We start from the raw sequence: 20,159 nt of genomic DNA on the forward strand, positions 1-20,159 counted from the left end.
GACCGTGGTGAGACAACTGTCGCCCCGCGTCGCCGCGCTCGGCCTGGTCGCCATGCTCGCGTCAACCGTCACGGCGGCGCTCGTGCTCTACAACGGCGGCCTGGCCAGGTCGGTGCAGGTGACGGTGGAATCGGGCCGGTCCGGGTTGTCCATGCAGTCCGGCGCGGCGGTCAAGATGCACGGCGTCGAGGTGGGCCGGGTGCAGCAGGTCAGGCAGGTCGGTGACGGCGCGGTGATCGACCTCGGTATCGATGCGGATGCCGCGCAGGACATCCCAGCGAACATCGGTGTCGAGATCAGTTCCAGCACCGTGTTCGGCACCAAGTATGTCGACCTCGTCGCCCCCGCCACCGCGGCCGTCGGGCCCATCACGGAGGGAACGCGGATAGCCGCCGAGCGGGTGTCGGTGGAACTGAACTCGGTGTTCGAGGACCTGTCCGCGGTTCTCCGGTCGGTGGAACCGGAGAAGGTGAACGCGGTGCTCGGGGCGGTGGCGACCGCGTTGACCGGTCGGGGTGACCGGCTCGGCCAGTCCCTCGAGGATGCCGATGCGGTGCTGGCTTCGATAAATTCTGTTGTGCCGCAACTTGAATCGGACGTTCGGAATGCGGCCGAGGTCGCCGGTCTGTACGCCGACGTCGCGCCGGAAGTCCTCGGTGCGATCGACAATGTCGCGATCACGAGCGCCACCATCGTCGCCGAACGCTCGGCGCTCGACAGCCTGCTGCTCGAGATCACCGGCCTGGCATCGACCGGGAACCGGGTGCTGACCGCTCATGAGTCGGGCATCGTCACCATGCTCGACCTGATGCGCCCCACAGCATCCCTGCTCGCCGAGTACTCGCCGGGCCTGACCTGCTTCCTGCAGGGTGTGGACGAGACCCGCAAGATGGCCGAACCCGTCTCCGGTGGCAACGGGCGGACGATGCTGCTCAGTTCGGCCATTCTGCTCGGCGACGCGCCGTACACGTACGCGCAGGATCTGCCTCGAGTTCAGGCGACCGGCGGACCGCGGTGCGGGGGGCTGCCGAAGCTCGCGATCGACCAGCTGCCCGCGCCGTACCTGGTGGCCGACACCGGATCCAATCCGTACCGCACGCCGGGCGCCGGACCCACCGTGAGCCCGGACCGTCTGCTCGAATTCCTGGTCGGAGCGCAACGGGGTGGCAACCGGTGAAGGCCGCGGTCTGGAAGATGGGGGTGTTCACCGTCGCCATGCTGACCGTGCTCGCCGGTCTGGTGATCGTGTTCGGCCAGTTGCGATTCGCGGACACCACGACCTATCGGGCCAGGTTCGAGGACGTCTCGGGACTGACCGCGGGCGACTTCGTGCGGGTCGCGGGCGTCGAGAGCGGCCGGGTCTCGAGCGTCGAGGTCGTCGACAACGACCGGTCGCTCGTCACGATGGAGATCGACTCGGCGTATCCCGTCACCGAGGGGACCGGGGCGACCGTGCGGTACGCGAACCTGGTCGGGGACCGCTATCTCGAACTTCGGGAAGGACCGGGCCCGATCCGGCGCCTCGGCGAGGGCGAGACCATCCCGGAGGAGCGCACCGAACCCGCCCTCGACTTGGATGTCCTGGTGGGCAGCTTCCGCCCGCTGTTGCGAACGATGGAACCGGGTGCGATCGACAACCTGACGGCGGAGCTGATCGCCGTGCTGCAGGGGCAGGGCGGCACAGTCGAGTCGATCCTGCAGCGGGCGGCGTCGTTCACCGGCGCCATCGCCGACCGGGACCAACTGGTCGGCGAGGTGATCACCAATCTCAACGCCGCCGTGGAGACCGTTGCGGGACAACGCGAACAGTTCTCGTCGAGCGTCGATCAGTTGCAACAGCTGGTGTCCGGACTCTCCACTGATCGGACCCCGCTCGCCGAGTCGGTGGTGCGGATCGACACCGCGACAGCAGGATTGGCGGCTCTGTTGAGTGAGAGCCGGGCGCCCCTGTCCGGAACCATCTCCGAGCTGGGCCGGACGTCGGCGCAGCTCGAGGAGGGCCGCGGCACGATCGAGAGCGTCGTGCAGCGGCTGCCCGACACCTACGCGGCCCTGTCCCGACTTGGCGCATACGGCAACTTCTTCAACTACTACCTGTGCGCGATGAGCCTCAAGGTCAACGGACCCGACGGTCAACCGGTGACAATCCCGCTGACCAACCAAACCGCCGGGAGGTGTGGAGCGCTGCCATGAGGCGATTCCGGGACATGAACCCCACTCCGATCGGCGTGATCGGCACCGCCGTGGTGGCGGCGACGGTGGCCGCCGCGTTGCAGTACGATTCCCTGCCCTTCGTCGGCGCCCAACCCCTCTATCGGGCGGTGTTCACCGAGACCGCGGGGCTGGCCGAGGGCAACCGGGTGGAGGTCGCCGGTGTGAAGGTGGGGGAGGTGACCTCCCTCGAATTCGACGGGCCGACAGTGGTCGTCGCGTTCACGCTCGACGAGTCGATCCGGCTCGGCCGTGCCAGCACGGCGGACATCGCGACCGAGACCGTGCTCGGCACGAAGGGGCTGCGCGTTCGCCCGATCGGCGACGGGGAACTCGACCGACGGACCATCGCGCTGGAACAGACCAGCGCGCCCTACGAGCTCACCGACGCGCTGGGAGATCTGACGACGAAGGTCCGGGATGTCGACACCGACCGGCTCGGCGATTCGCTGCAGACGGTCTCGGAAACGCTGAGAGAAGTGCCCGAGGACCTGCGGGCCGCCCTCGACGGGGTGTCTCGGCTGTCCGCGACGGTCGGCAGTCGCGACCGGGACCTGCGTGCGCTGCTGTCCAACGCCGAGCAGGTCACCGGCCTGCTCGCGGAGCGCAGCGGCCAGATCAACGCCCTCATCCTCGACGGCAACGAGCTGCTCGGAGAGTTGGTCGCGCGCCGCGATGCGATCGCCGAGCTGTCCGGTCACGTCTCCGCCGTGTCGCGGGCGATCACCGCCGTGATCCGCGACAACGAGGCGCAGCTCGCCCCGACCCTGGGCCGATTGACCTCGGTTCTCTCCGTGCTGCAAGAGAATTCGGCCGCGCTGGGCCTCGCCATCGACAGGCTCGGGCCCTACGTCACCCAGCTCGGCGAGGCGGTCGCCAGCGGGCCGTTCTTCAATTCCTACATCCAGAACCTGATCCCCGCCGAGATCATGCGACCGTTCGTCGACGCCGCGCTGGCCTCGAGGGGGATTCGATGAGGACACGGCTGGCGATCAAGGCGGCCACCGCGTGCGCCGCCATCGCGGTGCTGGCCGTCGTCTCGTACACCCTGGTCCCCGTCGCCGGGAAGATCACCGTGTCGGCGGACTTCAGGTCGACCCGCGGGCTGTACGCAGGCGATGACGTTCGGGTCATGGGCGTCAAGGTCGGATCGGTGCGCTCCATCGAGCCCGCAGGCAATCACAGCGTCGTCCGGTTCACCGTCGACGAGTCACGCACGATCCCGGCGGACGCCAAGGCGGTCATCGTGTCGCAGAGCCTGGTGTCGGCCCGGTACGTGCAGGTGGCGCCCGCCTACACCGGCGGCGACGTCTTGCTCGACGGGGCTCATATTCCGGTCGAGCGCACCGCGGTGCCCGTCGAATGGGACGAGATCAAGGAGCAACTGGGGCGTGTCGCGCAGTCCCTCGGCCCGACGGGTGGGCGGCCGGGCCCGCTGAGCGAGGTGCTCGGCACGGCGGCGACTGCGCTCGACGGCAACGGGCAGACGCTCCACGACACGCTGCGCTCCCTCTCCGACACGATGGCGACCCTGTCAGACGGTCGAGGCGACCTGTTCGCGACGGTGCGAGGGCTGCAGCAGTTCGTCTCGGCGTTGTCCGCGAGCGGCGAGCAGATCGTCCAGTTCAACGGTCGGATGGAGACGATCGCCCGGGTGCTCGGCGACAACGGCGACCGGCTCGAGGCCGCTCTCGGCGACCTCGACATCGCAGCGGCCGACGTCGAGCGGTTCGTCCGGGACAACAGGGACGGCCTGCGCGACTCCCTGACCGCGCTGTCGGACACGGCGTCGACCCTCGCCGAGCGGCGCGACGGCATCGAACAGATCCTGCACGTCTCGCCCACGGCCCTGGCCAACCTCCAGAACATCTACCAGCCGGCCCAGAACGCGGCGACCTCGGCGCTGGCGATGAGCAACTTCGCCAACCCGGTGAACTTCATCTGCTCGGCCATCGCGGGCAGCGCGCAGGTGGGGGCCGAGGAGGGCGCGAACATGTGCGTGGACCGGTTGGGGCCATTGCTGCGGCTGCTGACCGTCGATCATCCGCCGCTGAAGTCGAACCCGGTGCACGGCGTCGGCGCGTTGCCGAACCAGCTCGAGTACACCGAACCGGACCTCAGACCGGCCCCGGTCGCGTCGCCCCCGGTCGCCGCGAGCGTGCCGCGGGTCGCGGGCGCACCGCCGGTCCTCGTTCCGCCCGGGCTCGGGTTGCCCGGTCTACTGCTCCCGGGGGGCCGTTGATGACCAGTCGCAGGGCTCTCGTCGTGGCCGTTGTCCTCATCGCCGCTGCGGCTTCCGGCGGCTGTGAATGGCGGGGACTGAACTCGATTGCGTTGCCCGGCACCGCCGGTCGCGGCGACGATGCGTACACGGTCTCGATTCAGATGCCCGACGCGGCGACGATCGAGGGCAACTCGAGGGTGCGGGTGGACGACGTGACGGTGGGCCGGGTCGCGCGGGTCGAACGGGAGGGCGATCACGCGCTCGTCACCGTGTCCATCGACGGGGGCGTGGTCCTGCCGGCGAACGCGGTCGCGAAGATCGGGCAGACCAGCCTGCTCGGGTCCCCGCACGTCGAGCTGTCCCCGCCGGTGGCCGAGCGGCCGACCGGGCGGCTGTCCGGCGGCGCCACCATCCCGATGGAGCGGGCGGGGGCCTATCCGACCGTGGAGCAGACGCTGGCGTCGCTTTCGCTGGTCCTCAACGGCGGTGGGCTGGCGCAGGTCAACGACATCACCCGCGAACTGGGGTCCGCGCTGTCCGGCCGGGAGTCGTCGGTGCGGAGCCTCCTCGGCGGACTCGACACGGCGCTCGCGAGCCTCGACGGACAGAAGCAGGAGATCGTGACCGCGATGGACGGGCTCAACCGGCTGGCCGCCGATGTGGCCGCGCATCGCGGGCAGCTGAGCGCGAGCATCGAGCAGATCGAGCCCGCGCTCCGGGAACTGAGGGAACAGCGCGAGGACCTCAGCCGGGCCCTGATCACGCTCGGCGAGTTCGGGGACACCGCGACCCGCGTGGTCGAGGCCGCGGGCGACGACCTCACCGCGAACCTTCGGGATCTCGAACCGGTCCTGCGGGCGCTGGCCGACTCCGGATCGTCGCTCACCGAGTCGATGCGGTACCTACTGACGTTTCCCTTCCCGATCGACACGTATCGGAACGCGGTCAGGGGCGACTATGCGAACGGGGAGATCACCATCGACATGACGCTGTCCACTCTCGACACGGGGCTCCTGTCCGGGACACCGGCGGCCGGGACGCTCGCCCGGCTCGAGTCCGCGCTCGGGTTGGCGCCCCCGGGGCCGGGCATCGAACCGGCCGCCGTGTCCGCGCCGATGTCGCTGAGCGGACTGCTCGGCGGAGGCGGGCGATGACCCCGCGGGTGCGCGGGCAGCTCGCCGTGTTCGCCGCGTTGTCGGTGATCGGGGCGGTGGTGACGGGGTTCGGGTACGCCCGGATCCCGGCGATGCTGGGAATCGGTCGCTACGAGGTGACGCTGGAGCTGCAGAACGGCGCGGGGCTGTACCCGAACGCCAACGTCGCCTACCGCGGCACCACCATCGGCACGGTGACGGCGTTGCGGATGGTGCCAGGCGGCGCACGTGCCGAGCTGTCCCTGGACAGCGGGGTGGAGGTGCCCGCGGACGCCGCGGTGTCGGTGCAGAGCCAGTCCGCCATCGGGGAGCAGTTCGTGAACTTCGAACCGAGCTCGGCCCGGCCGCCCTACCTCCGCGACGGCGACGTGATCCCGATCGAGCGGACCGAGGTGCCGCCGCCCATCGGTCCGATCGTCGACAAACTCGACGCCACGCTGGACGGTGTCGCGGGCGACGACCTCCGCACGGTGATCGACGAATCGTTCATCGCGCTCGGCGGCGGGGGGCCGAACCTGCAGCGGCTCCTCGACTCCTCCGCGGCGGTGCTGTCCGAGGCGCGCGCCAATGCCGGCCCGCTGACCGCGCTGATCGACCAGGCCGCGCCGCTGCTGGCGAGCCAGACGGAATCCGGCGCCGCCATCCGGGCGTGGACCGGGGACCTGGCGTCCTTCACCGAGCACCTTCGACGCAGCGACGACACGCTGCGTCGACTGCTGCGGGACGCGCCGAGCGCGGGCGCCGAGGCTTCGGTGCTGCTGTCCGACCTGGACCCGGTGCTGTCCTCGTTGCTGCCCGACGTAGGCACCCTCGCGCGAATCGCCAAGACCTACAACGCTTCCCTCGAGCAGATCCTCGTGCTGTATCCCCAGGTCATGGTGATCACGCAGTCTGCTGGTCTTCCGCACGCGGACAATCCGATGCAGAACACCTACTTCAACCTGGAGCTGAACGACCCGCCGCCGTGTATCACGGGCTTCCTGCCGCCGGAGCAGCGTCGTTCGCCGACCGAGACCGACGTGCCGGTCACCCCGACGAACCTGTATTGCAAGCTCGCGCAGGACAACCCGTCCGCAGTGCGCGGTGCGCGCAACCTGCCGTGCGTCGAGAATCCGGGCCGCCGGGCGCCCACCGTCCAGCTGTGCCGCGAGCCCGAGGGCTATCAGGCCCCCGGGAACTGATTTGCCAACAGTCTGGACTGTTTGTAGTTTCCCGGCTACCGTCCTCGGTGTGACCCAGGACACGAAGGCCGGACCGCGCACGCAGGCGCAGCGAACGGCGGCGACCAGGACGAAACTCCTCGACGCGGCCGTCGCGCTGCTCGTCGAGGTCGGGTACGCCAGGACCAGCACCCAGGAGATCGCGCGACGGGCGGCGGTCTCCCGCGGGGCGCAGCTACACCACTTCCCGACCAAGGAATCGCTGGTGGTCGCGGCTGTCGAGCATCTGATGGAGCGGCGCCTCGCCGAGATCCTCGACGCCCAACCCGACCCCGACCTCGGGATCGACATCCTCGTCGACGCGTTCACCGGCCCGCTGTTCTATGCGGCCCTCGAGCTGTGGGTGGCCGCCCGCACCGATCCGGCCCTGCATGCGGCGATGATCCCGCTCGAACGCAAGGTCGGCGACGCCCTGCGGCTCGGCAGCACCGAGGTCATGGGCGAGCGGATGAGCATGGACTCCATCGACCTGAGCATCGAGTTGGCCCGCGGACTCGCCGTCTCCGCGCTGTTCCGCACTCCCGAATCCGACAGCGAACTCCGCAAGCGCCTGCTCCCGGTCTGGAAGAAAATGGTGATGAGATGACGGACGCCTCGAAGCCGTCCGCACTGCCGGACCACGTCCGGGTGCTGGTGGTGGGCGCCGGATTTGCCGGCCTCGCGGTCACCGAGCGACTGCTGCGTGATGATCTGAGCGCGGACGTCCTGATCATCGAGCGGGCCGCCGACGTCGGCGGGACGTGGCGCGACAACACCTACCCCGGGTGCGCCTGCGACGTCCCCACGGCCCTGTACTCGTTCTCGTTCGCGCCGAGCCCGGACTGGAGTCACATTTTCGCCCGGCAGCCCGAGATCCACGCCTACCTACGAAAGGTAGCCGCAGACACCGGTATCCGCGATCGGGTCCTGACCGGATGTGAGCTGCTCGACGCGTCGTGGGACGACGACGCGGCGCTGTGGCGGGTGCGCACCTCGCTGGGTGAGCTCACCGCACAGGTCCTCGTCGCCGCGACCGGCGCGCTCTCGACGCCCAGGCTGCCGGATGTGCCGGGGATCGGGACCTTTCGAGGACAGGTCTTTCACTCCGCCGCATGGGATCACGACTACGACCTGACCGGGAAACGGGTGGCGGTGATCGGGACCGGAGCCTCCGCCGTGCAGTTCGTGCCGGAGATCGCCGATCGGGTCGAACGGCTGATCGTGTTCCAGCGCACCCCCGCCTGGGTGATGCCGCGTGGCGACCGCACCCTCACGAGGCCGGAAAAGCTGCTCTATCGCCGTATCCCGCTCACGCAGAAGGTCGTTCGGGCCGCCGTGTACACCTTCCGCGAGGGATACGTGCTCGCGATGGCGAAGGCGCCTCGGCTGCTGCCGGCGTTCCAACTCCGCGCCAAGGCGCACCTGAGGCGGCAGGTGCCCGACCGGGCGCTGCGCCGCAAGTTGACGCCGACGTTCACGATCACCTGCAAGCGGGTCCTGCTGTCCAACGACTGGTTGCGGACCCTCGCCCGCGACGACGTGGACCTGGTCGATTCGGGGCTCGCCGAGGTCACCGAGCGGGGCGTGGTCGATGGCGCGGGTACGGAGACCCCGGTGGACGCGATCATCTTCGCCACCGGATTCACGCCAACCGAACCTCCCGTGGCACAGCACCTTCGGGGTCGCGATGGTCGAACGATGGCGCAGCACTGGTCGGGTGGCCCGCAGGCGCACCTGGGCACGACCGTCGCCGGGTTTCCCAATCTGTTCCTCATGTACGGGCCGAACACGAATCTTGGGCACAGCTCGATCGTTTACATGCTCGAGTCGCAGGCCGCGTACATCAACGGAGCGCTGGCGCACCTCGCCGCCGGTGCCGCGGCCGTCGAGGTCCACCCCGTCGCGCAGGCGCGGTCCAACGAGCGGATCGCCGACCAACTGCGGAGCACGGTCTGGAACACCGGTGGTTGCTCGAGCTGGTACCTCGACAAGCAGGGCCGCAATTCGGTCATGTGGCCCACGTTCACCTTTCGGTATCGCTCCCGGACAAAGAGATTCGACGCCGAGAACTACCAGACCCGGCTCGCGGTACAGGAGAGTGTTGTGTGAACGACTATGACGTGATCGTGATCGGATCGGGCTTCGGCGGCAGCGTCGCCGCCCTCCGGCTGACGGAAAAGGGCTACAAGGTCGGGGTGCTCGAGGCCGGACGCCGATTCGCCGACGACGAACTGCCGAAGACCAACTGGCGCGTCGGCCGCTACCTCTGGGCCCCGCAGCTGGGCATGTACGGCCTGCAACGGATGCACCTGCTGCCGGATGTCCTGGTGGTCGCAGGCGCCGGGGTCGGGGGCGGTTCGCTCAACTACGCGAACACCCTCTACCAGCCGCCGAAGCGATTCTTCGAGGACCCGCAGTGGGGCCACATCACGGACTGGCAGGCCGAGCTCGCCCCGTACTACGACCAGGCGAAGCGGATGCTCGGGGTGCGGATGAACCCGAGCGTCACGCCGTCCGACCGGATCATGCGGGAGGTGGCCGAGGAGATGGGGGTGGGCGACACATTCACCGCGACCCCCGTCGGCGTGTTCTTCGGGGAACCGGGCGTGAGCACGCCCGATCCATTCTTCGGGGGGAAGGGACCCGACCGCACCGGCTGCACCGAGTGCGGCAGCTGCATGACCGGCTGCCGGGTGGGCGCGAAGAACACCCTGGTCAAGAACTACCTGTACCTGGCCGAGCGGGCGGGGGCCGTCGTGCACCCGCTGACCACCGTCCGGGAGATCCGTCCGCGGGCAGGCGGCGGATACGAGGTGCGGACGCGCCGCACCGACGGGGTGCGCAGGCGCGAGTCGGTCCTCACCGCGGACCAGGTCGTGGTCGCGGCGGGCACCTTCGGAACCCAACGGCTACTGCTCGAGATGCGGGAGTCCGGCGCGCTCCCGCGGCTGTCCGGACGGCTGGGAACCGTGGTCCGCACCAACTCGGAGGCCGTGCTCGCGGCCACCGCGCGCAGGCGTACCGACGCCGACTACACCCGCGGCGTCGCCATCACCTCGTCGTTCCATCCGGACGATCACACCCACATCGAACCCGTCCGCTACGGCAAGGGCAGCAACTCGATCGCCCTGATGCAGACCGTGCTCAGCGACGGCGGCGGCAGGATTCCGCGGCCGTTGAAGACGTTGGCGGTCGCGGCGCGTCGCCCAGGGGCATTCCTGCGCAGCCTGTCGGTGCGGCGCTGGTCGGAGCGGACCGTCATCGCGCTGGTGATGCAGACCGACGACAACTCGCTCGAACTCACCCGCACCAGGGGCATGTTCGGTCGTCGCAAGATGACCAGCCGCCGCGGCGCGGGAGAGGCGCCGCCGAAATGGATTCCGCAGGGGCACACGGCTATCCGGAGAATCGCCGAGAAGATCGATGGCGACGCGGGCGGGACGGTCTTCGATGTGGTTGATATTCCGATGACCGCCCACTTCCTCGGTGGCTGCGTCATCGGCGATTCCGCCGACTCGGGCGTCATCGATCCGTACCTGCGGGCCTACGGGTACGAGGGGCTGCACATCGTCGACGGCTCCGCGATCAGCGCCAACCTCGGGGTCAATCCGTCGCTGACGATCACCGCCCAGGCCGAGCGCGCGATGGCGCTGTGGCCGAACAAGGGTGGCGTGGACCCCCGGCCCGTGGCGGGCGCCGGATACGTCCGGGTCGATGCGGTGGTGCCGGACCATCCGGTGGTTCCGCCAGATGCCCCCGCGGCGCTGCGGCTTCCACTCACGGTGAAGGGAGCCGCAGTCGATGTGGAGTGTTCCTGAATCCCGGTCGTCCCGCACCGACTGGCCCGCCAGCCCGCCGCCGCCGTGGCCCGCGCGGGTGCGGGCCACGCTGTGGTGGCACCGCAGCACCGCCGCGGCCGCGGCGTACGGGCCAGGTGGGCAGACGATCCCGATGACGCTGGCGATGATGGTGGACTACCTGGACTCACCCGTCGGCCCGTACCGGGAGATCCTGGCAAGCCCGGTGCTGCGAAGGCCTGGTCGTGGGGTCGGCGCGCTGCCGGCGATGGCGGTGCCGTTCATCGCAGTCGACTCGGAGCCGTCCGTTCACGGCGGCCGGGCGCACTGGCACCTGCCGAAGGTGCTGGCCCGGTTCGGCGGCGACGCGCACGCCGCCTTCGAGGCGGTCGGCGACGGCTGGCGGGTGGAGACGTCGGCGAGGCCGCGGGGTCCGCGGCTGCCGATCGCCGGAGCGCTCGGATTCGCGCAGCCGACCGCGGTCGGTGTGCCCGCGGCGGCCTCGGCGCGGTTGCGGGGGCGGTTCCGTTATGCGCGGGTGGCCGTCGGCGCGGAGGGGCCGACGATCGGGACCTGGCTGACGTCCGGCACTCATCACGGCATCGTGGTCACGGGGCGGATGGTGACCGGGCCCGCGCGCGTGTCCTGACGACCGCAGCGACGGAATTCGTCCGTTCCGCGAATTCTTGCCTTGTTCGGGGAAAGATGTTGCAGTGGGAGGGGATGACCGAGATACAGCCCCAACGCCGCGGCCTCGCGTCGCGGCGGGTCACCCGCCCCGGATTTGCAGTTCTGACCGGTTCCACTAGCCCAGCGCGTGCTGATGCCGCAAGGCGCGGCGAGTAAGGAAGGGATCCACTAGATGAGCAAAGGCACTGATCCTCAGCACACCAAAGGCGCCGACGAGAAGCTGACCACCGCGGTCGGCGCACCGGTGCCCGACAACCAGAACGTCGCCACTGCGGGCCCGCGCGGGCCGCAGCTGCTGCAGGACGTCTGGTTCCTCGAGAAGCTCGCCCACTTCGACCGTGAGGTCATCCCGGAGCGGCGCATGCACGCCAAGGGTTCCGGTGCCTACGGCACGTTCACGGTCACCAACGACATCACGCAGTACACGAGCGCGAAGATCTTCTCCGAGGTAGGCAAGAAGACGGAACTGTTCGCGCGGTTCTCCACGGTCGCGGGCGAGCGCGGCGCCGCCGACGCCGAGCGCGACATCCGCGGGTTCGCCGTCAAGTTCTACACCGAGGAGGGCAACTGGGACCTCGTCGGCAACAACACCCCGGTGTTCTTCTTCCGGGACCCGCTGAAGTTCCCCGACCTCAACCACGCGGTCAAGCGTGATCCCCGCACGAACCTGCGCAGCGCGAACAACAACTGGGACTTCTGGACGAACCTGCCCGAGTCACTGCACCAGGTGACGATCGTGATGAGCGATCGCGGCATCCCCTCGTCATACCGGCACATGCACGGATTCGGTTCGCACACCTTCAGTTTCATCAATGCCGAGGGCGAGCGTTTCTGGGTCAAGTTCCACCACCGCGTCCAGCAGGGCATCGAGAACCTCACCGACGAGCAGGCCGCCGAGCTCGTCGGCAGCGACAGGGAGAGCCACCAGCGCGACCTGTTCGACGCCATCGAGCGCGGCGACTTCCCGAAGTGGAAGCTGTGTGTGCAGATCATGCCGGAGGCGGACGCGGCGAAGGTGCCGTACCACCCGTTCGACCTCACCAAGGTCTGGCCGAAGGGCGACTACCCGCTGATCGAGGTCGGCGAGTGGGAGCTCAACCGCAACCCCGACAACTACTTCGCCGAGGTCGAACAGGCCGCGTTCAACCCCGCGCACGTGGTGCCCGGCATCAGCTTCTCGCCGGACCGGATGCTGCAGGGCCGGCTGTTCTCCTACGGCGACGCGCAGCGGTACCGGCTCGGGGTGAACAACTATCAGATCCCCGTGAACGCGCCCAGGTCCCCAGTGCACAACTTCCACCGGGACGGCGCCATGCGCGTCGACGGCAACCAGGGCGGATCCCTGCACTACGAGCCGAACAGCTACGGCAAGTGGCAGGAGCAGCCGCAGTACCGGAACCCGGCGCAGGCGGTCGGTGCGGTGGCGGATCACTTCGACTACCGGGCTGATGACGACAACTACTTCTCGCAGCCGCGGGTGTTGTTCAACAACATGAGCGACGAGCAGAAGCAGGTGCTGTTCGAGAACACCGCGCGCGCCATCAACGGCGCCTCGGACCAGGTCGTGCAGCGGCACATCGACAACTGCACCGCGTGCGACCCCGCCTACGGTGAGGGCGTCGCGAAGGCAATCAAAGCGCTGAGCTGAGATAGCGGCGAGAAGGGCCGCTCACGCTGCTGCGTGGGCGGCCCTTCCGCTTGCCTGCCGACGTCCCACAGGCGCCTCTCGGCGAGTGGTCGCTCTAAGCGACAAAAGGGGTGAGGCCCGGGGCATGTCCGGACGCCGACGGAGGGTTCAACGGGCCCCGTGGCAGATTTGTTCCCCGTGCGAAGCGTTGCCCCCGCGTCTTCCGCGGGGGTACCGTCACGAACACCGATCTCGAGACCTGCTGGCAGCCGCGGGAGAACTCATGACGGGTGCACGGATTTCTCGCCGGACCTTCGTCCGGGGGCTGGCGCTGACCGCCGGACTCGGCTTGTCCCCGCTCGGTGTGGCCGGGGCGTCGAATGTCCGATATCGGCAGTGCGACCTACCGCGGCCGCTGCTGTTCCTGTCTCCTCCGCTCGAGCCGTTCCGGGACGGGCTGCCGATACCGCCGACCGTTTCCGGAACCGGTGTGGAGGTGCGGGCGCACAGCGCGATGCACCGGTTCCATGCCGACCTGGCTCCGTCGCCCGCGTTGGGGTATGGCGGGACTGACTACCTCGGGCCGACGATCGAGGCGCACACCGGCGAGCCGATGACCCTCTCCTACCGAAACGACATCGCGTCGCACCCCTTCGCGTTGGACTTCGACACGTCGCTCCATGGACTCGGCGAACGGGATCGCTCGGAGGTACCGACGTCGATGCACGTGCACGGCGGCGTCAACCCGCCGCACTTCGACGGACACCCCGAACTGGTCCTCCGGCCCGGGCAGCGGTACGGCTACCAGATCCCGAACCGGCAGGAGGCGGCCGGCCTTTGGTACCACGACCACGCGATGTCCGTGACCAGGCTCAACGTCTCTGCGGGGCTCGTGGGGATGTACCTGCTGCGGGACGAATTCGATACCGGGCGCGACGACAATCCGCTCGGGCTCCCCGCCGGTCAGTTCGAGATCCCGCTGGTGCTGCAGGAGAAGATCTTCACCGCCGACGGCAGGCAGAGCATCCGATCGACGCCGTTGATTCCGCAGGGGAGTTGGGAGGGCGGTGCTGTCGGTGATGTGGGTGTGGTCAACGGCAAGGTCTGGCCGGAGCTCGAGGTGGCGCGCGGGCTGTACCGGTTGCGCCTGGTCAACGCCGGCTCGCTCAGTGTGTGGAATCTGTACTTCAGCAACCACATGCGGTTCTGGGTCATAGGCTCCGACGTCGGGCTGCTCGATGCGCCGGCTCCGACGTCGCATCTGCGCGTGGGCGGCCGAGCGGGCCGACATCCTCGTCGACTTCGGCACCCTCGACTCGGGTGCGACCGTCGAGCTCCGCAACGATGAGCCGGTGCCGGGTCAGGCCGCGCTGATCGGTGAAAGGACCATGCCCCTGTTCTGTCGATTCCGGGCGGGGGCGGCCCGCGGGTTCACCGGATCGGTTCCGCAGACACTCCGGGGTGGCCGCGGGCAGCCGGGGCTGTTGCCGCCGGTCCCTCGACCGCAGGCGGTCCGGAACGTGACCCTGAGTCAGCCCAACGATGTGCGGCTGCCCCCCTCGATCATGTCGTTGAACAACCTGAGGTACGCCTCGGACGACATCGAGCTGCCGCGGCAGGGCGCCATCGAGCAGTGGAACATCATCAACGCGACGAACGACCCGCATCCCGTCCACATCCACCTGGTGAGCTTCCGGGTGCTGGGACGCCAGGCCATCGAGACGGTACGACTTGCCCTGGACAGTCCTCAGCCTCCGGTCGGTACCCGTTGGACCCCATCGGCCGACCCGTTCACGATCTCACCTCTCCGTCCGCCGGAGCCGTGGGAGACCGGTTTCAAGGACACGGTGCTCGCGGCTCCCAACGCGATCACGCGGATCATCGTTCCGTTCCACGCCGCGGACGAACTGGGGTTCGATCCGGACGCGACCTTCGGCCCGGCGGCGCCTTCGGTGGGCCATGGCGCAGATCATGGGCGCGAGCACGGTGGCGGGCGGAAACCGTTGCAGGGCTATGTGTGGCACTGCCACATGCTCGACCATGAGGACCACGAAATGATGCTCAGGTTTCGCACCATCGCGTGACCGCGACGGCGGCTTCCCGACCGATCTGCCGGTGGCTATTCGGGGCGTCCATGGTGGACTTCCACGTATTCTTGACGTGTTCCAGAAGGGGCGCATACTGGGGTCATGCAGTACGGAGGTGGCCACCTCGATCCGCGGGCGCAATTGCGCGCGGCGGGTCTCCGGGTGACCGGTCCGCGCGTTGCCGTATTGAATGCAGTTGCAGCGCAACCGCATTCGGATGCGGATCGGGTCGCCACCCAGGCGCGGCGGGAGCTCGGGTCCGTGTCCACCCAGGCCGTGTACGACGTGTTGAAGGCCTGCGTGGCCGCCGGGATCCTCCGCCGGTTCGAACCGGCCGGTTCCCCCGCCCGGTTCGAGGCCAGAACCGGCGACAATCACCACCACCTGGTCTGCCGCGGCTGCGGCGCCGTGTTCGACGCCGACTGTGTCGTCGGCCGCGCGCCCTGCCTGCAGCCCTCGGACACCCACGGCTTCGTGATCGACGAGGCCGAGATCGTGTTCTGGGGGAGCTGCCCGCAGTGCCAGGCGACCTAGCCGCGGCTGCGCCGCCTGTGCGCGCGTTGTACCCAACCGGGGTAAGACTCACTCACAGTTCGCGCAGCGCGCTCACTCCATGAACCGCGCGAGGAACTCGATCAGCAGTCGCTCGGCGACCGGTTCGGGCAGCGCCTCGATCAGCGCCAGGATCTCGGCCAGCGGACCGTCCAGCCCGCCGCCCGGCTCCAGCCCGACCAGCGCCAGGACGGCCGCGCAGTTGTCGCTGGTGAGGTCCTCGGGCCGGATCTGTCCGGCGGCCGCGACCACGTCCGCGGGGGCCTGCGCCCCCGGCACGCCGCGCACCGAATCCGCCGCCGCGGCCAGCGCGTCGCACAACTCCACGCTGACCCGCTCGGTCACCGGGGTGAGGGTGAGGTGCGTGGTGCGCGGCAGCATCGTGCGGTCCGACTGCGTCCGGCCCGGCTGCGGTTGCAGCGTCCAGCCCAGAGCCTTGGCGGCATCCGACCAGCGGTGCGGGTCCACCCGGCGCTCGGCGGCGACGTCGGGGTCGGCGGCCACGGCGAGCAGCGGGCCGATCGGGTCGCCGACGACCCGGAGCCCCTCGATGCCGTCGACGGCCTTGTGCACCAGCTCGGCTGCCCGCGCGATCTGCCCGGTCAGTTCGGCGAATCCGGTGCGCCCCAACGTCTGCGACACCGCCCAGCCCGCGGCGATCGGCATCACCGTCCGGGAACCGAGGATGGTGGGATTGACGACGGCGTAGCCGGGCCAGGCGCTGGTGGCGAACCACTGCTGTCGGTGCCGGTCGCGGTCCCGGTAGAGCAGCACCGACACACCCTTGGGGGCGTAGCCGTACTTGTGCAGGTCCACCGAGACGCTCGCGACGCCCGGCACCCGCAGATCCCAGGCGGGGCGGTCCTCGGCGCCCGGCCACCACGGCAGCACCCAGGCGCCGACGCAGCCGTCGACGTGCACGGGGACGCCCTGGGCCGCACAGACTTCCGCGATCTCGGCGACGGGGTCCAGGGCGCCGTGCGGGTACGACGGCGTGGACGCGACCACCAGCGCGACGGTGGCGTCGAGCGCGCCGGCGACGACCTCCGGCCGCAGCCGGCAGGTGTCGGGGTCGACCGGCAACACCCGCAGGTGCAGGTCCAGGTAGTGCGCGGCCTTGATGAACGCGGCGTGCGCGGTGGACCCGATCACCAGCGTCGGCCGTGCCTCGCTGCCGGTGGCCGCGCGCCAGGTGTCGCGCGCGGACTTGACCGCGAGGATGCAGCTCTCGGTGCCGCCGCTGGTGACGCTGCCGATCACGTCGGGCACGCCGTCGGCCAGCACGTCGCGGGCCATCGCGACCAGGTCGCGTTCCAGTGCCGCGACGGACGGAAAGGTGGTGGGGTCGAGTCCGTTGAGCGGCTGGGCCTTTCGGGCTGCCTCCGCCGCCACCTCGTGCAGCTCGGCGACGCCGGGGTCGTAGACGTAGGACAGCAGGTGCCCGCCCTCGGTGGGAGCGTCGGCCTTCCGCAGCTCGTCGAGCTGGGCGAGCACCTCGGCGGCGGCGCGTTCGAAGATCACTGGTTGCTCCTGTTCCGTTCCTCGGCTGCCAGACTGTATCCGCGCAGCGCGATCATGCTCGCGGCCACGAGCACCGCGGGCACGGCGGCGAAGGCGATCACGATGCCTGCGATCGACCCGTCGGACTGTGTGACGGTGTGCTCGCCGGTCGAGGAGACGAACCCGGTCACGGCCAGGATGGCGAGCACCACCGCGGGCCCGAGCGCCATGCCGACGGTCTCGGCGGCGGTCCACACCCCGCTGAAGGCGCCCGCGCGCACGGACCCGGCGGCGGCGTCCTCGTGGTCGCTGATCACGTCCGGCAGCATCGACATCGGCAGCATCTGCATGCCCGCGTAGCCGATCCCGGCCAGCGCCACCACCGCGTACACCCACGGCCCGGGGGCGGCGAGCAGGCCGAGCAACGCGACGGCGGACGCCAGGAACAAGCCCGACGCCAGGAAATACGCGCGCTGCTTGCCCCACACCCGGACCAGCCGGATCCACATCGGCATCACCGCCAGCGCCGGTGCGACCAGGGCGGCGAACAGGATCGACACCGCACCCTCGGAGTCGAGCACGTAGGTGGCCACGTACTGGGCGGCGCCGAGCATGCAGCCGGTGGCCAGTGCCTGCAGCGTGAAGGTGCCCAGCAGGAATCGGAACGCGCCGCTCGAGCGCACCGCGGCGAGGCTGTCGGCGAGCCCGTGGCCCGACGTCGCCGCGACCGGGCCGTGCTCGACGCCGTCGCCGCGCGGTGCGATCCGCCAGGCGGCCAGCATGCCGAGCCCGAGGGCGGACCCGGCCACCACACCCATCAGCAGGTACCCCGTCCCGCCCCCGCCGCCCAGGTCGCGCAGCGCCGGGCCGCCGGCCCCGAACAGCAGGATCGCGACGGCGAGCAGCGCGACGCGCCAGGACATCAGCCGGGACCGCTCGTGGTAGTCGTCGGTCAGCTCGGCGGGCAGCGCGATGTACGGAACCTGGAACAGGCTGAAGGCGATCGCGGCGAGGATGAACGCCGCGGTCACCCAGAGGCAGCCGACCAGCGTGGAGGCGCCGGCGGGCACCGCGAAGGTGAGCGCGAAGAATACCGGCAGGGCCAGCGCGCCGAGCAGCAGGAACCGGCGCCGCGTGCCGGTCCGGGCCGCGTCGGCGTCGCTGCGGGCGCCGATGTACGGGTTGATCACCACGTCGAGCGCCTTGGGAGCGAACACCACCACCGAGGCGGCCGCGGCGGCGACCCCGAGCGTGTCGGTGAGGTAGTAGGCCAGCACCAGTCCGGGCAGGGTGGCGAAGCCCCCGGTGCCCACCGACCCGAGCGAGTAGCCGGTGACGGTCGATCTGCTCAGTCGTGGGAGGGCCAGGGTCATTGGGTCAACATAGGTCATCGCCGAGGCCCGCGAGAGGGTTGTCCGCGGGGAACTTTGGGATCGCCGTGGTTCCGCGTCCTGTCCGCTGATTCACGTGAAACCTCCACCCGCGCGGCCGGGTCCGGGTGCCGAGACGACGAACGCCCCCACCTGGCTGGTGGGGGCGTTCGTCAGGGTTGAGCTAGGAACCGAAGATGCTGTCCAGCGATCCGGTGCCGCCCTGGTTGCCGCCGCCGGAGACCTTCACGGTCGACGCGCTCGACGTCGACTCCTTGAATCCGGTGGCGCCGCTGTAGACGGCCTTGATCTGGCGGTCGCCGGTCGCGGTGAACTTGTGCGACAGCGTGGCCTGACCGTTGACCACGTCGACCGCCTCACCGATCGCGGTGTTGCCGTCCATGAACGTCACCGTGCCCGAGGTCACCGCCTCGCCGGACTCGGTCTTCACGGCCGCGGAGAGGTTCACCGGCGAGCCCTGGGTGGCGGTGCCGGGAGCGGTCAGCGTGGTCACCGTCGCGACCTCGACGGGTGCCGGGTTCGTGACGGTGACGGTCTGTGCCTGCGCGGTGGACCCGTTGAAGTTCGCGGCACCGCTGTAGACGGCGGAGATCGAGTGCGCTCCGGTGGTGGTGAACGTGTGGCTCAGCTTCGCGCCGCCGTCGACCAGGCCGAGCGGGCCGCCGATATTGGTGTTGCCGTCCTTGAACTGGACGGTGCCGCCGGTGGCATTGTTGCCCGCGTTGTCCTTCACCAGGGCCCAGAGGTCCACCGAATCACCGGTTTTCGCCTCGCCCGGGACATTCAGTGTGGTCACGGTGTCGACGATGACCGGGTCGGTGGAGACGTCGACGGTGGAGGCCGCACTGGTGCTGGTGTTGAAGCCGTTGGCACCGCTGTAGACGGCGGTGACCGAGTGGTTTCCGTCGGTGGTGAAGGTGTGGCTGAGGGTGGCGGTGCCGCCCGTGACGGGGATGGCGCCGCCGATATTGGTGGTGCCGTCCTTGAACTGGACGGTGCCGGTGGCGCCCGCGGGGGCGACGGTGGCGGTCAGGTCGACGGCGGTGCCGGTCTTGGCGGTGCCGGGGACGTTGAGGGTGGTGGTGGTGTCGACGGCGTTGACGGACACGTCGACGTTCGATGCTGCCGAGGTCGACGGCTTGTTGCCGGCATCTCCGCTGTAAACGGCTGTGATGGAGTGGTTTCCGGTGGTGGTGAAGGTGTGGTTGAGGGTCGCGGTGCCGCCTGTGACGGGGATGGCGCCGCCGATATTGGTGGTGCCGTCCTTGAACTGGACGGTGCCGGTGGCGCCCGCGGGGGCGACGGTGGCGGTGAGGTCGACGGCGGTGCCGGTCTTGGCGGTGGCCGGGACGTTCAAGGTCGTCGTCGAGTCCACGATCACCGGATCGGTGGTGACGTTCACGTTGCCCGCGGCCGAGGTGGACGGCTTGTTGCCGGCATCGCCGCTGTAGACGGCGGTGATGGCGTGGCTGCCGTTGGTGGTGAAGGTGTGGCTGAGGGTGGCGGTGCCGCCCGTGACGGGGATGGCGCCGCCGATGTTCGTTGCGCCGTCCTTGAACTGGACGGTGCCGGTGGCGCCCGCGGGGGCGACGGTGGCGGTGAGGTCGACGGCGGTGCCGGTCTTGGCGGTCGCCGGGACGTTCAAGGTCGTCGTCGAGTCCACGATCACCGGATCGGTGGTGACGTTCACGTTGCCCGCGGCCGAGGTGGACGGCTTGTTGCCGGCC

General features: G+C 69.7%; 15 protein-coding genes and 1 pseudogene. 13 read left to right on the forward strand and 3 right to left on the reverse strand.

Going from position 1 to position 20,159, the window contains the following annotated elements:
* Positions 1 to 7 precede the first annotated feature (7 nt).
* The 13 genes and pseudogenes from ACFXMV_RS04135 (at position 8) to ACFXMV_RS04195 (ending at position 15,523) form a co-directional block, all read left to right on the forward strand.
* Entirely contained in the window at positions 8 to 1,177 is a 1,170-nt protein-coding gene (locus tag ACFXMV_RS04135) for an MCE family protein (protein WP_378503252.1), read from the forward strand.
* Positions 1,174 to 2,193: an MCE family protein gene (locus ACFXMV_RS04140; protein WP_378502134.1), complete on the forward strand. Its 1,020-nt coding sequence runs from the start codon at positions 1,174 to 1,176 to the stop codon at positions 2,191 to 2,193. The genes ACFXMV_RS04135 and ACFXMV_RS04140 overlap by 4 nt, the downstream gene beginning before the upstream one ends.
* Positions 2,190 to 3,188 carry an MCE family protein gene (locus ACFXMV_RS04145; protein ID WP_378502135.1) on the forward strand — a complete coding sequence of 333 codons (999 nt, stop codon included), beginning with the start codon at positions 2,190 to 2,192 and terminating at the stop codon, positions 3,186 to 3,188. Before ACFXMV_RS04140 ends, ACFXMV_RS04145 begins: the two co-directional genes overlap by 4 nt.
* Positions 3,185 to 4,453 carry an MCE family protein gene (locus tag ACFXMV_RS04150; RefSeq protein WP_378501452.1) on the forward strand — a complete coding sequence of 423 codons (1,269 nt, stop codon included), beginning with the start codon at positions 3,185 to 3,187 and terminating at the stop codon, positions 4,451 to 4,453. The genes ACFXMV_RS04145 and ACFXMV_RS04150 overlap by 4 nt, the downstream gene beginning before the upstream one ends.
* Entirely contained in the window at positions 4,453 to 5,589 is a 1,137-nt protein-coding gene (locus ACFXMV_RS04155) for an MCE family protein (protein ID WP_378501448.1), read from the forward strand. The genes ACFXMV_RS04150 and ACFXMV_RS04155 overlap by 1 nt, the downstream gene beginning before the upstream one ends.
* A complete protein-coding gene (locus tag ACFXMV_RS04160; RefSeq protein WP_378501449.1) occupies positions 5,586 to 6,770 on the forward strand; it encodes an MCE family protein in 1,185 nt (394 codons plus the stop codon). Before ACFXMV_RS04155 ends, ACFXMV_RS04160 begins: the two co-directional genes overlap by 4 nt.
* 49 nt (positions 6,771 to 6,819) lie before the next feature.
* Positions 6,820 to 7,395 (forward strand): TetR/AcrR family transcriptional regulator, encoded by a 576-nt coding sequence (locus ACFXMV_RS04165; RefSeq protein ID WP_378501450.1) that lies wholly within the window; start codon positions 6,820 to 6,822, stop codon positions 7,393 to 7,395.
* Entirely contained in the window at positions 7,392 to 8,897 is a 1,506-nt protein-coding gene (locus ACFXMV_RS04170; RefSeq protein ID WP_378503251.1) for a flavin-containing monooxygenase, read from the forward strand. The genes ACFXMV_RS04165 and ACFXMV_RS04170 overlap by 4 nt, the downstream gene beginning before the upstream one ends.
* On the forward strand, positions 8,894 to 10,606 hold the full coding sequence (locus tag ACFXMV_RS04175) for a GMC family oxidoreductase N-terminal domain-containing protein (protein WP_378499647.1): 1,713 nt from the start codon (positions 8,894 to 8,896) through the stop codon (positions 10,604 to 10,606). The genes ACFXMV_RS04170 and ACFXMV_RS04175 overlap by 4 nt, the downstream gene beginning before the upstream one ends.
* Complete coding sequence (locus ACFXMV_RS04180; RefSeq protein ID WP_378499646.1) at positions 10,590 to 11,234, forward strand: hypothetical protein; 645 nt, start codon at positions 10,590 to 10,592, stop codon at positions 11,232 to 11,234. Before ACFXMV_RS04175 ends, ACFXMV_RS04180 begins: the two co-directional genes overlap by 17 nt.
* Before the next feature lie 213 nt (positions 11,235 to 11,447).
* Positions 11,448 to 12,923: a catalase gene (locus ACFXMV_RS04185; RefSeq protein WP_378499645.1), complete on the forward strand. Its 1,476-nt coding sequence runs from the start codon at positions 11,448 to 11,450 to the stop codon at positions 12,921 to 12,923.
* 262 nt (positions 12,924 to 13,185) lie between these two features.
* A pseudogene (locus ACFXMV_RS04190) lies at positions 13,186 to 14,986 on the forward strand (multicopper oxidase family protein).
* A 105-nt stretch (positions 14,987 to 15,091) separates the two neighbouring features.
* Positions 15,092 to 15,523 carry a Fur family transcriptional regulator gene (locus tag ACFXMV_RS04195; protein WP_378503250.1) on the forward strand — a complete coding sequence of 144 codons (432 nt, stop codon included), beginning with the start codon at positions 15,092 to 15,094 and terminating at the stop codon, positions 15,521 to 15,523.
* Positions 15,524 to 15,595: 72 nt separating this feature from the next.
* Here the strand turns inward: ACFXMV_RS04195 and ACFXMV_RS04200 are convergent, their stop codons facing one another.
* The 3 genes from ACFXMV_RS04200 to ACFXMV_RS04210 form a co-directional block, all read right to left on the reverse strand.
* Positions 15,596 to 17,062 carry a pyridoxal phosphate-dependent decarboxylase family protein gene (locus ACFXMV_RS04200; RefSeq protein ID WP_378499644.1) on the reverse strand — a complete coding sequence of 489 codons (1,467 nt, stop codon included), beginning with the start codon at positions 17,060 to 17,062 and terminating at the stop codon, positions 15,596 to 15,598.
* Positions 17,059 to 18,414 (reverse strand): MFS transporter, encoded by a 1,356-nt coding sequence (locus ACFXMV_RS04205; protein WP_378499643.1) that lies wholly within the window; start codon positions 18,412 to 18,414, stop codon positions 17,059 to 17,061. Before ACFXMV_RS04205 ends, ACFXMV_RS04200 begins: the two co-directional genes overlap by 4 nt.
* Positions 18,415 to 18,595: 181 nt before the next feature.
* Positions 18,596 to 20,159, reverse strand: a 1,564-nt coding sequence (locus ACFXMV_RS04210) for a beta strand repeat-containing protein (protein ID WP_378614188.1), incomplete at its 5' end; no start/stop codon positions are given.

The sequence above is a fragment of the Rhodococcus sp. NPDC059179 genome (genome assembly GCF_042754885.1).
Lineage (GTDB): Bacteria > Actinomycetota > Actinomycetes > Mycobacteriales > Mycobacteriaceae > Rhodococcus_G.